Annotated in this window: 13 protein-coding genes; 9 read left to right on the top strand and 4 right to left on the bottom strand. The window is 45.1% G+C overall.

Annotation, left to right across the window (positions count from 1 at the left end):
* Positions 1-145 precede the first annotated feature (145 nt).
* Complete coding sequence (locus J7I42_RS09170) at positions 146-1,021, bottom strand: sigma-70 family RNA polymerase sigma factor (RefSeq protein ID WP_209138473.1); 876 nt, start codon at positions 1,019-1,021, stop codon at positions 146-148.
* 313 nt (positions 1,022-1,334) lie between these two features.
* Here J7I42_RS09170 and J7I42_RS09165 point away from each other — a divergent pair, with 313 nt between their 5' ends.
* A complete protein-coding gene (locus J7I42_RS09165; protein ID WP_209138472.1) occupies positions 1,335-1,715 on the top strand; it encodes an START-like domain-containing protein in 381 nt (126 codons plus the stop codon).
* On the opposite strand, the gene J7I42_RS09160 is transcribed toward J7I42_RS09165, so the two are convergent.
* Entirely contained in the window at positions 1,712-2,323 is a 612-nt protein-coding gene (locus J7I42_RS09160) for a hypothetical protein (protein ID WP_209138471.1), read from the bottom strand. The two genes, J7I42_RS09165 and J7I42_RS09160, sit on opposite strands and share 4 nt — an antisense overlap.
* 45 nt (positions 2,324-2,368) lie before the next feature.
* Between J7I42_RS09160 and J7I42_RS09155 the strand changes: the two genes are divergently transcribed.
* The 5 genes from J7I42_RS09155 to trmD all read left to right on the top strand — a co-directional run bounded on the left by J7I42_RS09155 (position 2,369) and on the right by trmD (position 7,913).
* Positions 2,369-3,835 carry an LptF/LptG family permease gene (locus J7I42_RS09155; protein ID WP_209138470.1) on the top strand — a complete coding sequence of 489 codons (1,467 nt, stop codon included), beginning with the start codon at positions 2,369-2,371 and terminating at the stop codon, positions 3,833-3,835.
* Positions 3,836-4,021: 186 nt separating this feature from the next.
* A complete protein-coding gene (locus tag J7I42_RS09150) occupies positions 4,022-5,005 on the top strand; it encodes a cation diffusion facilitator family transporter (RefSeq protein ID WP_209138469.1) in 984 nt (327 codons plus the stop codon).
* 102 nt (positions 5,006-5,107) lie between these two features.
* On the top strand, positions 5,108-6,469 hold the full coding sequence (locus tag J7I42_RS09145) for a dipeptidase (RefSeq protein ID WP_209138468.1): 1,362 nt from the start codon (positions 5,108-5,110) through the stop codon (positions 6,467-6,469).
* A gap of 111 nt (positions 6,470-6,580) precedes the next feature.
* Positions 6,581-6,976, top strand: coding sequence for an RNA-binding S4 domain-containing protein (locus J7I42_RS09140; protein ID WP_209138467.1), 396 nt, complete (start codon positions 6,581-6,583; stop codon positions 6,974-6,976).
* A 256-nt stretch (positions 6,977-7,232) separates the two neighbouring features.
* Positions 7,233-7,913, top strand: coding sequence for a tRNA (guanosine(37)-N1)-methyltransferase TrmD (gene trmD / locus J7I42_RS09135; RefSeq protein ID WP_209138466.1), 681 nt, complete (start codon positions 7,233-7,235; stop codon positions 7,911-7,913).
* A gap of 703 nt (positions 7,914-8,616) precedes the next feature.
* Here the strand turns inward: trmD and J7I42_RS09130 are convergent.
* On the bottom strand, positions 8,617-11,034 hold the full coding sequence (locus tag J7I42_RS09130) for a TIM-barrel domain-containing protein (RefSeq protein ID WP_209138465.1): 2,418 nt from the start codon (positions 11,032-11,034) through the stop codon (positions 8,617-8,619).
* 132 nt (positions 11,035-11,166) lie between these two features.
* Positions 11,167-11,895: a LolA-like protein gene (locus J7I42_RS09125; RefSeq protein ID WP_209138464.1), complete on the bottom strand. Its 729-nt coding sequence runs from the start codon at positions 11,893-11,895 to the stop codon at positions 11,167-11,169.
* A gap of 191 nt (positions 11,896-12,086) precedes the next feature.
* On the opposite strand from J7I42_RS09125, the gene ade reads away from it, so the two are divergent.
* From ade to J7I42_RS09110, 3 genes are all read left to right on the top strand, one after another.
* The gene (gene ade, locus J7I42_RS09120) at positions 12,087-13,733 is read left to right on the top strand and encodes an adenine deaminase (RefSeq protein ID WP_209138463.1); all 1,647 of its coding nucleotides are present in this window, start codon (positions 12,087-12,089) and stop codon (positions 13,731-13,733) included.
* A 157-nt stretch (positions 13,734-13,890) separates the two neighbouring features.
* Positions 13,891-14,586, top strand: coding sequence for a Crp/Fnr family transcriptional regulator (locus J7I42_RS09115; RefSeq protein ID WP_209138462.1), 696 nt, complete (start codon positions 13,891-13,893; stop codon positions 14,584-14,586).
* A 518-nt stretch (positions 14,587-15,104) separates the two neighbouring features.
* On the top strand, positions 15,105-16,064 hold the full coding sequence (locus J7I42_RS09110) for a LiaF transmembrane domain-containing protein (protein WP_209138461.1): 960 nt from the start codon (positions 15,105-15,107) through the stop codon (positions 16,062-16,064).
* The last annotated feature ends 6 nt before the right edge of the window (positions 16,065-16,070 follow it).

The following is a 16,070-nucleotide window of genomic DNA, read 5'->3' as shown; positions in this document are numbered from 1 at the left end:
TGACACCGCTCCGACCACAGCCGGAGGGCCAAAAAGCAAAAAAGTGAATATACCCTCAAGTTATATTCACTTTATGGACTGCAAATTTACAGGAAGTAAATTTTGTTGTGTAAAGTTTCTTTTGCTAGGCTATAAGTTTTTAAGGTTAAACGCCCAAATATCCCCGAAGGGCCTTTGAACGCGAATTGGTGCGCAGTTTGGTAATTGCCTTGTCCTTGATCTGGCGAACCCGTTCCCGGGTAAGATTAAATTTTTCCCCGATGTCTTCCAGACTCATGGGGTGATCGACGCCAATTCCAAAGAAATAGCAGATTACCTCTTTTTGCCGTTCGGTAAGCATTTTCATGGAGCGCTCAATTTCCTGTTTAAGGGACTCTTTGTGCTCGATGTTGGTATTTGCGTATTCGGCATTAGGATTTACCAACACGTCTACCAGGGTATTGTCTTCCCCTTCAGACAGTGGCGTGTCCATGCTAACGTGCCGGGCAGCAATACCCAGGGTGGCAGAAACTTCCTCCGTTTCGAGTTCCAGCAATTCAGCCAGTTCTTCGGGCGAAGGTTCACGTTCGTACTCCTGTTCCAGTTGTGAAAATGCTTTCTGGATCTTGTTAGTTAACCCTACTTTGTTCAATGGAAGCCTTACAATGCGCGATTGTTCAGCTAATGCCTGGAGAATGCTTTGGCGAATCCACCATACGGCGTAAGAAATGAATTTAAAACCACGGGTTTCATCAAAACGCTGCGCTGCTTTAATGAGACCCAAATTACCCTCATTGATGAGGTCTGGTAGTGATAGGCCTTGGTTCTGATACTGCTTGGCTACGGATACAACGAATCTTAAGTTCGCCTTCGTTAGTTTGTCAAGGGCTGCCTGGTTTCCTTGCTTGATCAATCCCGCTAATTTTACTTCTTCTTCGGGGCTGATCAATTCAACTTTTCCGATTTCCTGCAAGTATTTTTCAAGGCTCTGAGATTCACGATTCGTAATTGATTTCGTGATCTTGAGTTGCCGCATACTCATAGGTAGGACATTTTAAAGGGTTTTTTAGGTTTTGAACGGTCAATGGCTTAAAAAAAACGAAATACCTGTCGAATTTGTTATATGAACAAGCATTTTGTTGTTAAAAAACTATCCACCTAATATACCCATTCTGCCCATTTTCATCAAATATATTCGTAATCAACTGGTTGTCAGATATATGAGTTTTTTTTGCTTATTTATTCATTTTTAAGCACTTTTTACCCCGATTATTCAAAAAAAAATTTTGAGGGTAGCATTATTTTTCTATAATTGCACCATTGCAACTTGCAAAAAAGATCAATACAAGGGTTAGATGAGTAAGAAACACATATTTACGTTAGAGTATCCGGTAAGATGTTCTCCTTCCATTTTATACGAATTCCTAAGTACGCCTGCTGGTTTGCAGGAGTGGTTTGCGGATAAAGTTGATGAACGGGATAATGTTTTCAGTTTTTCCTGGAACGGAACTACTGATAAAGCAGAAGTGATGGAAAGTGAAGAAGAGAAATTTATCAGGTTTCATTGGTTGCACGCACCCAAAGAAGAATATTTCGAATTTAGAATCGAGAAATCAGAAGTAACGAACCAGACCATCCTTGTGATCAAAGACTTTGCAGACAAAGGGGATGTGAAAGACCAAAGTCAATTATGGGGCTACCAGGTGAAAGATTTGTTTCACCGGCTCGGTAATTAATGACCAATAGAGGTAACAATTGTTTCGTATAGATCAATTATTAAATCTTTTGACCGATTCCATTGAGGAAGTGAAATTTTGGCGGAAAGCTTGCAAAAATCATTAGCCAGCAGAATTTCTTCTACTGCAGACGAATTCAACTGGGTGAGCAGCCTGTAATTGTCTTCTTCGAACTCATGACGCCATTCGTCCTCACTTACGCATAAGTAAAATTGCCTGCCTGCCAGTACTGGCAGGTTCGTGAGCAGGTTTTGCTGGAATTGCTTTTTATACGCCCCTTTCAGGTGCAGGGTCACACTAAAAAAATGCCCCCACCAGAAAAGGGTCCTAATGGCAAATGTATCCTGGCGGTTAAATAACCGCGGATAATCCAGCATAACCCAGGGCAATCCTCCATAATTCTCTCCTTTTGAAATTTTAGGTGAAGGAATCAGCACTTCCGGCAATAAAATTCCCGGGTTTGCATTAAAATTGTCGCGTGCCTGGTGAGCTATATCCCCAAACAAATGGTATACTTTTTCAATAATTGTATTCTTTGTTAAAAGCCAGCCGGCGTTTTGCACCAGCGATAATTCGTCTGCTGAAAGCTGTATTTTTGCGGCGTCCATTTTATAAAGATAATACCCGTGATAAAAAAACTCGACATATTGGTTTTGCGATCTTTCCTCGGTCCTTTTATCGCAACCTTTTTCCTCACCCTGTTCGTGTTGATCCTGCAATTCTTCTGGCTATGGATAGATGATTTTGTAGGAAAGGGTATTGATACTTTTACCATGCTTCGCCTGGTTCTTTACCTGAGCGCTACGCTGGTTCCCCTGGCTTTGCCCCTGGCTATTCTATTATCTTCTATCATGACCTTCGGTAACCTGGGTGAGACCTTTGAGCTGGTAGCCATAAAATCGGCCGGTATTGGCCTGTTGCGTTTCATGTTACCCTTAACGGTAGTGGCCGCTATGCTTTCCGGCATGGCATTCCTTTTCAACAACTATGTTATTCCGGTGGCCAACCTGCGCATGAAAACCCTGCACTACGATCTTGTAAATAAAAAACCAGCCTTCGATCTGAAAGAAGGGGTGTTCTATACCACTATTCCTGATTATGCCATCAAGGTGTCGAAAAAAGAACATGACTCCATTTTACATAATGTGGTCATTTATGAGAACAGCACCGGCCCACAGGATAATATCGTAGCAGCGGAAAAAGGCATTATGCGCATTTCAAACGACAAGCGTTTTCTGGAATTTACCTTGTATAATGGCTGGCGATATGAAGAACGCGGTAACCGCTACGGTAACAACACCGATTATATCCGCCTGGGTTTTAAAGAATATAAAAAAGTACTGGACCTTAGTTCGCTGGCCCTGAACCGTACTGACGACAGTACCTATAAGGACCGCTATGAAATGTTAAGCACCCGGCAATTGAGCAAGAATGTAGACTCCCTGCAAAAAAGCCTGAACGCATTCAAAGAACGGGACCAGCGTGAGCTTGCCGGATACCTGAATTTCTCCAAATACGTGGATACCGGTTGGGTAGATGTAAAAGCTCAACCTGTTAAAAAGGGCGCCAAAATGTTTCTTGACCTGTTACCCGATAGTTTAAAGGTACATGCAACCGACCCTACCCCTACAGGCGTAAAACAAACGGTGCTGGAACAAGCCAATGCCTATTCCGGATATGTAAAAAATTCCATTGAAGGGCCTTCCTGGGATTATGAAAACAAAAGAAAAGAGTTGCGCATGACATCGATGACCTACCATGAAAAGATCACTATGTCAATAGCCGTATTGGTATTGTTCCTGATAGGTGCGCCCCTTGGTTCTATTGTACGCAAAGGAGGAATAGGAACGCCGGTGGTTTTTGCGGTGATCTTCTTTGTGATCTTTTTCCTGTTGAACAACTTTGGGAAAAAGTTTGTGAAGGAAGATGTGTTGCAACCCGCAGCGGGAATGTGGCTGGCCACAGCCGTGTTGTTGCCCATTGGCATGTTCCTTATTTATAAAGCACTTCACGATTCACAATTATTTAATAAAGAGTTTTATTATCGTGCGTTCAGAGCCATACGCAAAATGATAGCCAAGAAAAATGCTTCCGCAAAACAAGCGGCGCCCGCGAGTTAAGATCGGCAATGATGAATCGGCAGTCGACAGTCGGCAATCCTGAATCGCAATCGGCAATGGATTTCGAATTTTGAGCGTTCCAATTAATTCATGACTCTCGAGATTCGAATTATTCACCAATTAAGGTTCATCATTCACCATTGACCATTGGCGCCAACTTGCTACCTTCGCGCAAACTACATGTAATTGAACGCTGGCAGGGAGAATCTTCGAATACAGAAATGGGTGGTAACAGTGGCCGTACTGCTGTTCATCATCAAAATAGCGGCATTTTGGCTAACCCGCTCAGTAGCCATTTTAACAGATGCACTGGAAAGCACCGTCAATGTGATTGCCGGTTTTATTGGCTTGTACAGTTTATACGTGGCCGCAAAACCGCGTGATGAAAACCATCCATACGGACATGGCAAGGCTGAATTTTTATCGGCCGCTGTTGAAGGAACACTCATTATTGTGGCCGGTTTGGTGATCATTTACGAATCGGTGCTTCATTTTATATATCCCACCGAACTTAAACAACTCGACCGTGGTATTGTACTGGTGGCCTTCACTGCCCTGATCAATTTTATAGTGGGTCTTATCAGCATTCGCATTGGTAAAAAAAACAATTCCCTGGCACTGGTGGCCAGTGGTAAACACCTGCAGTCAGACACCTACTCTACCCTGGGCATCATCCTGGGTTTACTATTAATACGATTAACCAACCTCAACTGGCTGGATAGTGTAACCGCCATTGTATTTGCATTTATAATTATAGTTACCGGTTACAAGATACTGCGGCACTCCCTGGCAGGCATCATGGATGAAGCCGATAAAGAACTGTTGCAGGAAATGCTGGCAGTGCTCAATGCCAACCGCCGCGTCAACTGGATCGATCTGCATAACCTGCGCGTTATAAAATACGGCGGCCAGCTTCACATCGATTGTCACCTTACTGTGCCCTGGTACCTGAACGTAGTGGAAGCGCATAAAGAAGTGGAAGAACTGGGCAGTCTTATAAAAAAGGAATTCGGGATCGTATTTGAATTGTTTGTACATACTGACCCCTGTCTTGATTTTTCGTGCAGCATTTGCACCAAAGCTGACTGCTCCGTTCGCAAACGCCCCTTTGAAAAACAGATTGAATGGACATTGGAGAATGTACTTAAGGATAAGAAGCATAGTTTGTAGGGAAGTTGATCAGTTGACCGGTTGACAAGGGGAAGGCCCCGTAAAAAACCATATATTCGCTTTCCGTTCTACAAATACATTTACTCAAATAAACTCATGATTATGCAAGGCTGGAAAGATTACCAGGAGAAGAACAAAGATCGCTTCCTGGATGAACTACTGGAATTGTTACGCATTCCTTCTATAAGCGCCAACAGCGCCAACAAGGAGGATATGAGAAAATGTGCTGAAAAAGTACAACAACGGTTACTGGAAGCCGGCGCTGCTTCGGCCAAAGTTTACGAAACGGCAGGCCACCCGGTTGTATATGCCGAAAAGATCGTTGATCCTTCCAAACCTACCGTACTGGTATATGGTCACTATGATGTGCAACCACCAGACCCATTAGATCTTTGGCACAGCGGTCCGTTTGAACCCGTGATCAAAGATGGCCGGATCTACGCCCGTGGATCTGCCGATGATAAAGGGCAGTTTTACATGCATGTGAAAGCCCTGGAAATATTATCAAAAACCAACTCGCTTCAAAATAATATCAAGTTCCTGATAGAAGGGGAAGAAGAAGTGGGATCACCCAACCTCGCTGATTTTGTAGCAGCTCATAAAGAACTGCTGAAATGCGATGTGATCCTTATCAGCGACAGTTCCATGATCAGCATGGAAAATCCTTCCATCGACATTGGCGTGCGCGGCCTGGCTTATATTCAGGTAGAAGTAACCGGTGCCAACCGCGACCTGCACAGTGGTGTGTACGGTGGCGCAGTAGGCAATCCTATCACCATGCTGGCAAAAATGATCGCCAGTTGCCACGATGAAAATAATCACATTACCATTCCGGGTTTTTATGATGATGTGGTAGCCTCAACGCCCGAAGAAAGAAAACTAATGGCCGAAGCCCCATATAATGAGAATGAATATAAAAATGACCTGGGAGTAAAAGAACTGTGGGGCGAAAAAGGATATACAACCAATGAGCGTACCGGTATTCGTCCAACGCTTGAATTAAATGGCATTTGGGGCGGTTACACCGGTGAAGGTGCTAAAACCGTACTGCCTTCAAAAGCCTTTGCAAAAATTTCAGCTCGTCTGGTGCCTAACCAGTCCTCTGAAAAAATAACAGACATGCTATTACAATACTTCCGCAAAATAGCACCGGTTGGTGTTACTGTGGAAGCGTATAACCTGCATGGTGGGGAACCTTATATGACACCTATAAATTCAAAAGCATACCAGGCGGCGGCACAAGCCATTGAAACAACCTTTGGCAAAAAGCCAATTCCGGTACGTGGCGGTGGCAGTATTCCCATTTGTTCTATCCTGGAAAAAGAACTGGGGGTAAAAATTGTGTTCATGGGTTTTGGGCTGGATAGCGATAACCTGCATTCTCCCAATGAAAAATTCGACCTGGTGAACTTTTATAAGGGAATAGAGACGATCCCTTATTTCCATAAATATTTTGCTTCTTAGAACGGCAGACGGTCTCGGCTCAGCCGTGAGCAGAAGGCAGACAGCAGAGAAGATCCGCTTTCTGCCTTTTTGCTTTTTCGTATCTTTGAGACAGTTGAAAAAGAGGAAATCATGAGCAGCAATACAGATAAAAACGAAAAACTTAGAATAGATAAATACCTGTGGTCCATTCGCCTGTTTAAAACACGCTCCCAGGCTGCAGCAGCGTGCGATAGTGGTAAGGTAAAATGCAATGGCGACCAGGTAAAAGCATCCCGGCAGGTGCATGTGGGTGATGAATACGAAGTAAAAACGGAAGCCCGCCGCTGGCGTGTTAAAGTAGCCGCTTTATTGCACAATCGCGTACAATACGCCGAAGCCATCAAATATTACATCGATATTACCCCGGCTGAGGAACTGGAACGGTTGCAATTCCAGGCCTCCAGCTTTCATACTGGTAAACGCCTCAGTAAAATTGGCAGGCCTACCAAAAAAGACAGAAGAGATCTGGATGATTATATGGAATAGAATAGTGAGTGGTGAGTGGACTCGCTATTTTTCATAAGTCCTGGAAATTCGGGAATTCGCACCTGGATGATCCCCGTCAGAATGAATTCTTTTAGGGTTGGCGTTCGGACGGGCACAGACAACTCAATTGCCGATTTCCGCGTCGATGTCTGCCGTTTGCTCTCGGCTGAGCCGAGACCGTCTGCCTTCTGCCTTCTGCCGTCTGCCTTCTGCCGTTTGCCTTTCACGATTGCCATCTCCATAGTATCTTTGCACCATGCGTATTGAAATTATTACCGTTTTACCCGAATTACTCGAAAGCCCATTTTCGCATTCCATCATGAAAAGAGCCCGTGACAAAGGACTGTTGGAAGTGCAGGTGCATCATTTACGCCAATGGGCCGTTAATGAGTACGGGCAGGTGGATGACTACCAATATGGTGGCGGCGCCGGTATGGTAATGATGTGTGAACCACTGGCCAATGCCATCGAGACCCTCTCGAAAGACCGGCAATACGATGAAATTATCTTTATGACCCCCGATGGGGAACGGTTCAACCAGTCGATCGCCAATCAACTGTCGCTTAAAGGCAACCTCATCATCATCTGCGGACACTACAAAGGCATAGATGAGCGTATACGCGAACACTTTGTTACGCGCGAAATATCAATTGGCGATTACGTGCTTAGCGGCGGCGAACTGGCTGCAGCCATTGTAGTGGACGCCATTGGCCGTTTATTGCCCGGCGTGCTAAACGATGAAACCTCGGCCCTTATGGACTCTTTCCAGGACAATTTATTAGCCCCACCCGTATATACCCGCCCGGCCGATTTCAGAGGCTGGAAAGTACCTGACATCCTGTTAAGCGGTGATCCTAAAAAAGTAGATGACTGGCGTTACGAACAATCCCTGCAACGCACCAAAGACCGCCGGCCTGATCTGTTAGACAAGCATTAAAATCCACCTTCTCCGCCTACAGCGGATTCGGAGGGTAAAGCAAGGCTACGGCGGATAAAAATAAAAAGCGGTCTGGCCCAAAGACCAAACCGCTTTATAACAGGATAGTAAATTATGCTATCAAAAAAATAAGCAGGTAAATTACTAACTGCATAATAAGTGTAAAGACGATCGTCTTTTTCATAAGGGATGGATTTACGCCCTTACAAAAGCATGCCGCGTGCCAAAATGATTTTATTTGTATAGGATATCTACGTAACGTAATTAACTCAATCGCTTCTCTTATTGAATATCAACTCTTTTAGTGAGATTAATTTTTTACACAGTTTCTTAATGGGCAGTAGGCAGTAGGCAGTAGGCTCGCGAAATTCGGGACTCGCTTTTTAAATGTGAAACGGCAAACGGCAGACAGCAGACAGCAGACGGCAGACGGCAAACGGCAGACGGTCTCGGCTCAGCCGAGAGCAAACGGCAGACGGTCTCGGCTCAGCCGAGAGCAAACGGCAGAAGGTCTCGGCTCAGCCGAGAGCAAACGGCAGAAGGTCTCGGCTCAGCCGAGAGCAAACGGCAGAAGGCAATGGTAAAGGCAATGAGCGCTCCATGCTGCGCGTGTCGCGAACAGATGCCCTTCGCTATAAAAAAAAGGCATCCCGACTTATCGAGATGCCTTTAATTATTTGTATTAACTGGCTAACTGATCAACTCACTTCAACGTAATCTCCACCTTAACCGGCTTCCCATTGAATTCCACTGTTAGAAATTCATTAGAAAGTTGTTGAAACGGATCGAGCTGCTTGCCAAAACTCTCCGCACCTACAGGTTTACCATTAACTGTTGCCTGACCAGCCAGAGCTACCGGTAATTCAAATTTGAATGTGCGTTTGAATTTCTTCCCATACTGATTTGGGTTATTGGTAGTGATATCGATCGTTACTTTATTACCTGCAGTTACTCCTTTAAAGGTCACCAGTTCGTAATCGGCTTTCTCTAATGTTCTGGCGCTGCTGCCATCGTCATCGTACCAAACGTAGGTTGAAGCATAGGTAGAAGGATAATAGCGAACTGTAATGTCTTTTGAGTTAAATGTTTCTGTAGACTTTATAGTATCCTTTGAAAACCACAAAGGAACAAAACTACCTTCCCGTACAAACACAGGTAATTGTTTTATATCAGCGGGCTGGTTGATAAATTTACCACCATCTGTAACCGAATTGTTAGTCAGGCTGTACCATTTGCCTGCCGGTAAATACAACATGCGGGCAGTGGCTCCCTGGCTGGTAATGGGTGCTACCAGCAAATTATCGCCCCATAAATATTCTTCATCAGCTTTTAAAGCAACACTATCGGCAAAACTGTAATAGTACAAAGGACGCATCAACGGTTTTCCCCATGCGGCCTGATCGTAGCTTAATGAATAGTTGTATGGTAACAACTGGTAACGCAGTTTTATATAATTCCGAACAATGCTTTTATAGGGTTCTTCCAACGATGTTCCAGCTGGACGGAACACTGGTGTAAAGGCTGCAAACTGTAACCAGCGGGTATACAATTCGGGATCGGCCCCTTCCGCAGCAAAACCACCGGCATCAGAATGGATATAAGGCAATCCACTCAGGCTCATTCCCAATAATACATTGGGTTGTGATTTTAAACCGGCCCAGCTGCGCGCCACCTCACCTGACCAGGGTAACACCCCATACCGTTGGCTGCCGGCAAACCCGGAGCGACTTAACAGGAAAAGACGCTGGTCACTTACATCAGCGGAATATTTTTCAAAGAACATTTTGCTGTAGTAATGTGCATATACGTTATGCACTTCATCGGCGGTCATAGAATGGACAACACCATAATCTTTCAGGTTGTGCATCATACCGGCAGGATGTTTTTCCGGTTCTGTCAGATCTAGCCACCAGCCGCTTACGCCATTTGTGATCTGTTTTTTGTACGACCTCCAAATAAAGTCCTGCGCCGGTTTGCGGAAAATATCCAACAGTCCGCCCGTGCCATAAGAAAGATCATTCACCATCATAGGACTACCATCGGGGCCGGTTGCCAAAAAGGGCGTAGCCTCGGCATAGGTTTTCGTGTTCTGTAAAATATAGGGCTCGGTGATCAATATCGATTTCAAATTATCCTTTGTTCTGAGATCAGTGAGCATTTGCTTGGGGTTGGGCCATTTCTGTGGGTTCACCCAATCAATATTACCCAGCGTTCCTTTGGTATTATCACCAAACCAGAACTGGTCGAACAGCAGTCCATCCATTGGGAAGTTATCCTGCCTCATCTTACCAACGGCCTGTTTTACCTGTTCTTCACTGCGATATCCGGAACGGGCAACAAAATTGCCAAACGCCCAACGGGGTGGTAAAGGCTTGCGGCCGGTAATGGAGCAGTAATTGGCCATTATCTCATCAAGGTTCTTTCCAAATACCACATAGTAGGTCAATTCACCGCTGGAGAAACCGGCTTCCAGGGTATTTTTATCAGTTAACCCGATATCAATATAGCCTTTGGATGGATTATCAAAAAACAGGGCATACCCGGCAGAAGAAATAAAGAAGGGCACTGAGAAGTTCAGGTTTTCTGCCCCCAATCCATAGTCAGCAGAAGCACTGTTGTATAAATTAAAGCGATGCCCCCGGCGGTTCATTGCAACCGCCCGTTCGCCCCCACCAAAGATCTGTTCGTTATCAAATAGCTGAAAACGGAACCCACGGGTATCGCCCTGGGTAAAATAGGATGCTGATTTTACTTTTACTTCCTTTCCAGTTTTATAATAAAACTTCTCCCGTTGTACTACTACACTGGTGAGGTTATCCCACTCCACCGTTTGCGAAACAGCCACGGTTACCTTAGTACCAACAGCCGGCGGTTTGGCAATAACGGCATCTGATATTTGTTCTGTCTTGTTATAATCGCCAGGTTTGTACGTTGTCTTAATAACGGCATTGTTAAACCCCTGGAACGTCCAGGTACCTTCCTTGGCCTTATAGACCACCTCTGTGGTTTTTCCAACAAACGGGTCTTTACCCACCGTATTTACGATCACCTGCTGGGCATGAACCGTTCCCGCAACTACCAATAAAATGGCCAGACTAATTCTTCTTTTACTAATTTCCATAAAACCTGATTAAGGCATCAAATTAAAGAAACAACCGTTATAAACAAACTTAGGCTGCTATAAAAAAAATTGCCCCGATCTCGGCTGAGCCGAGATCGGGGCAATAATATGTGTGCTAACAAAAAGTTAATGCTATTGCTTTGGCATCTCGAACAGGCTTGCTTCTATTTCTTTATTCACCTCGACCTTTGTATTTGTTATAACCATGTGCAGCCCCGTAGAGATATTAAACTCCATATTTAAAGGCATCACATAACCGTTCTCCGTTTTTTTGTAGTCTGAAGGCTTCATGGTGGTTTCCACATCCATCCCGTTAATGCTGGATTTTATGACTTCCTTTACAAGATATCCGGTTGTAGCATCAATCCAGGAGGTATATTCCCGGCCACCCTCTTTGATCTTTACGCTGAGTTTGAAAGCCTCTTTACCATCCACAGTTTCCTTTCCTAACAGCTCAATCGTATTGCCTTTGGCAGCATAATTGTAAAATGGACCTGTGAGATCAAATTGCGATTGACCTGCTTTTACTTCATCGGCACTCATAGCCGTAGGCGTGGTTTGGCCCATAAAGGGGTTAATTGCCCAGGCACTGTTGGGAGCAAAACATTGAACGATCTTTTGCCCGCCAAAATTTATTTCATTTCTGCAGGCTTTTCCATTTACCACCCAGGTAGCGCCAGAAGCATCATGTCCATTCATATTCAAATTGTATTCGGTATAGACGCTTTTTAAAGAACCCAGCTTTTCCTTGCCACCCATCGCATCCAGGTGTTTATTTACTATTTCATCTACGGTTTGCGCCTTTACGGATGCAACAGCAAGCATGCCGGCTGCTAACAATGCAATTTTAAAAGATCTCATTTTAGTTAACATTTGGTTGGTGAATGTATATTGAAATTAGTAGTGTGAATAGTTAAAATATCACAACACCCCCTATATTTTTTAATTTAATATTGCATCCTGGGAAGACAGAAGTAAAAAATAGGACCATTTCTTACTTCAAACATCTTACTTCCCTTCTTTATATTTAAATTCATCCTACTATAACAATTATGCAATTCACCATAAAAGGCCAATTAGTAGATCCCTGGCAAAAAAGGATATATACCGCTGCTATAACCGTAGTTAACGGTAAAATAGAAAGTATAACGCCGGTTGGCGATGAAGTCAGCGCACAGCACTACATATTGCCCGGTTTTATTGACAGTCATGTACATATTGAAAGTTCCATGTTGGTGCCGCGTCAGTTTGCGCGACTGGCTGTTGTACATGGTACGGTAGCCACGATCAGTGATCCGCATGAAATTGCCAATGTGTGTGGGATGAAGGGTGTTGAATACATGATCGACAATGGCAAAACGGTACCCTTTAAATTTTTCTTTGGCGCACCCAGTTGTGTACCGGCCACCACTTTTGAAACAGCCGGCGCTACCCTCGATACTGCCGAAGTTGCCGCACTGTTACAAAAAGAAGAAATACACTACCTAAGTGAAATGATGAATTTTCCCGGGGTGCTATACAACGACCCGGTGGTAATGGATAAAATATGGGCCGCCCGCCGTGCAGGAAAACCCATCGATGGGCACGCCCCTGGTTTGCGTGGCGACCAGGCCCGCCTGTATATTGAAGCCGGTGAACCAGGCAACGTGATCATCAGCACCGATCACGAATGTTTTACCCGCGAAGAGGCCCTGGACAAATTAACCTATGGCATGCGCATCATCATTCGTGAAGGCAGCGCCGCCCGCAACTTTGAAGCCCTGATCGATCTGCTTAACGATTACCCACTGGACATTATGTTCGGCAGCGATGACAAACACCCCGACAGCCTGGTAGCGGGGCACATTAACCAATTGTGCGCCCGCGCAGTTGCTAAAGGCATCGATCTGTTCAAAGTATTACAGGCTGCCTGTGTAAATCCTGTTTTACATTATAATCTCCCTGTTGGGTTACTGCGCGTAGGGGATGCTGCTGATTTTATTGTTACCAGCGATCTGCAGGCATTTAATGTGCTGCAAACCTTTATCAATGGGGAACTGGTAGCAGAAAACGGTGTGTCGAACATTGCCTCGCAAACGTCTACCAATATCAATAACTTCAATTGCAGCCCCAAGAAAGCGGCCGATTTCCAAATGCCCTGGAAGGGCGAAACCAATATCCCGGTCATTGAAGCGCTGGATGGACAACTGATCACCAACAGGCTCCTGCTACCATCCAAAACACTTAACGGCCAACTGGTGAGCGATACGGAAAGGGATATCCTAAAAATTGCGGTGGTGAACCGGTATAAGGATGCTGTAGTAGCCCGGGCATTTATAAAAAATACAGGGTTAAAGACAGGAGCTATAGCCTCTTCCGTAGCCCACGACAGCCACAATATAGTAGCGATAGGCGTTGATGATGAGAGTCTGTGCCAGGCAGTAAATGCCGTCATAGCGCAACAAGGCGGCATAAGTTGTGTGAGCCAGGAGGGTGTACAGGTATTGCCTTTGCCAGTTGCGGGGCTTATGAGCGCTGCAGATGGGTATGAAGTGGCCCGCGCCTATACCACTATTGACGCCATGGCCAAAACGCTGGGATCTACCCTTTCCGCACCCTTTATGACGCTCTCATTTATGGCATTGCTGGTAATACCTCATTTGAAATTAAGCGACCTGGGACTGTTTGACGGCGATGCGTTCACGCTGATAGAGCCCTGACAATGGGTGCATTATGCGACTTCACATATAATTGGCATTTTACTAAAATATTCTTTATATCTTAGTACTACTGACCATTTACTATTACCTGCGCCCTTCCTCTGAAGCTAAAAAGGTTTAAGCCGTGCTTGAAATTATGGAACCTAAAACCTTAGTGATGCAGACAACAACAGTAAACTCGCAAGGGGTGGAACAATGGTTATCTAAAAACGGAATTCCCGAGTCCCCTTTCACACTATACGTAAAGAACATACATCCGGTTAGTACCGAAGCCCAGGCATTTATCAATCAAAAAGCCTTTGCCAGCCAATTGAATAAAGGTGAAATGCTGGTTTCTGCTGGTAATGTATGCAAAAATGTATACCTCATCCGCAAAGGCGTTTTGCGCAGTTTTATAAAAGAAGACAAAAAAGAGATCACCACCTGGATCTCGGGCGAACAGGAGCTGGCCACCTGCATTACCAGTTTTGGCTTACAGCAACCCGCACGCGAAAATATTCAGGCACTGGAAGATTGCGAATTATCGACCCTCAGCTTTGATGATCTACAATATTTATATGATAATTTTCCCGAGGCTAATATTGTGGGCAGAAAAATTCTGGAGAAATATTATCGTGATGCAGAAGAAAGAGCCTTTATTGCCCGCCTGATGGAAGCCACTTCCAAATACAAACATTTTATAGCTACTAAAAGCGACCTGCTGAACCGGGTCCCCCTGAAATTCATTGCTTCCTACCTGGGTATGACCCTGGAAACGCTTAGCCGGATCAGAAGCAAGCTGTCTAGAAGTATTAATGAGCTTAATAAGGCAATTGGCGGTCGTGAGACGGGAAACGGGAAACGGGAAACGTGAAATCCAGCCATTCGCTGCGCTCAGGGCCGTGAATCGGCAAACGGCAGTGGTAAATACAGCTATATCGCCTGCGGCTCAACAGGAAGTCGGCAATGACCGCCCGGATGAATCCGTTCGGACGGTGGGGGTGCGAGTTTCGAATCGTGAAACGGGAAACGTGAAATAGAACCCGTACATCTCACTGCGTTCGATGTAATAGCGCCTTCGCTGCGCCCAGGGCCATGAATCGGCAATCCGCAATCCGCAATTCTCAATACTCAACCCTCTTGCCTCCTGCCTTTCACCCATTGCCCATTGCCTTCTGCCTTCCCTTATCAACCCTATCAACTTATTCCTCCCCGACACGTCGGGGCAGGCTGTCAACTGGTCAACTCTCCCATTGCCTACTGCCCATTGCCCATCACCTTTCCTTTTTTACCGGTAATTTCTCCGGTTTTACCGACTTATGCATTCCGCCTGGCGGCTTGCGCTTGCCGGGGGAGGCTTTGCGAGCTAGTTTTGAGTAAAATTATTAATCGATGCGCGATAAATCACTCAGAGACCAGCGGAAAGCCTTTAGAAGAGAAAACAGAAAGGCATTCCTTAGAAAACGCAAAAGAAGCGGAAGTGTGCTGGCTGGCCTGCTGTTAATGTGTGTGGGTTCTTTATTACTGGCAAGAGCTTTTGGGGTGCCATTTCCTGAATGGATGTTTACCTGGCCTATGCTGATCATTGGATTTGGTTTACTGGCCGGTGCCGGTAATGCCTTCCGCGATCCGGGTTGGGTAGTAATTTCAGGTGTAGGTACCGTATTCCTGCTGCAAAAGATCTGGCCCAACATGAGCATTTATATGTTTGTTTGGCCCGTTTTGATCATAGTATTAGGCTTTATTATCATTCTGGCCCCCCGCCGCCACCGCATGTGGCACGATCGCTGGGAAAAATTCAAAGAAATGAAGGAAAAAGAAGGTTGGGGCAATGACGAATGGCGGAATTGGGCGGAAAAAAAGGATTGGCGCAGGACTGAATGGAAAAACTGGGCCCATAACCAGGGCTGGCAAAATACCCCACAAGCAGAAAATTTTCAAAACAACCCAATAACTGAAAACCCAAACCCCGAAAATACCACCACCCCCAATAACTCCGGCTCCCAGGGCGGCATTGACAACTGGGTGGAAGCAGTGACCGTTTTTGGAAATATAAAAAAGCGGGTGTATTCTAAAAATTTCAAGGGAGGCGATGTGGTGTCCATCTTTGGCGGTGTAGAAATAAATTTATCTCAGGCCGATTTCAATGGAGCCATCACGATTGAGATGACCCAAATATTCAGCGGCGCCAAACTTATAATACCACCCCACTGGCAAATACGTTCTGAAATGATAGCCATTTTTGGCGGCATTGAAGATAAACGCCCACCCCAGCCCAGCTATGACGAGAATAAAATAGTGATCCTGAACGGCACTACTTTCTTCGGCGGACTTGAAATCAAAAGCTATTAATACAAC

This window comes from Niastella soli, assembly GCF_017742245.1.
In the GTDB taxonomy this organism is placed as follows: Bacteria; Bacteroidota; Bacteroidia; order Chitinophagales; family Chitinophagaceae; genus Niastella; species Niastella soli.
This window is presented reverse-complemented; position numbering and strand designations above follow the sequence as displayed.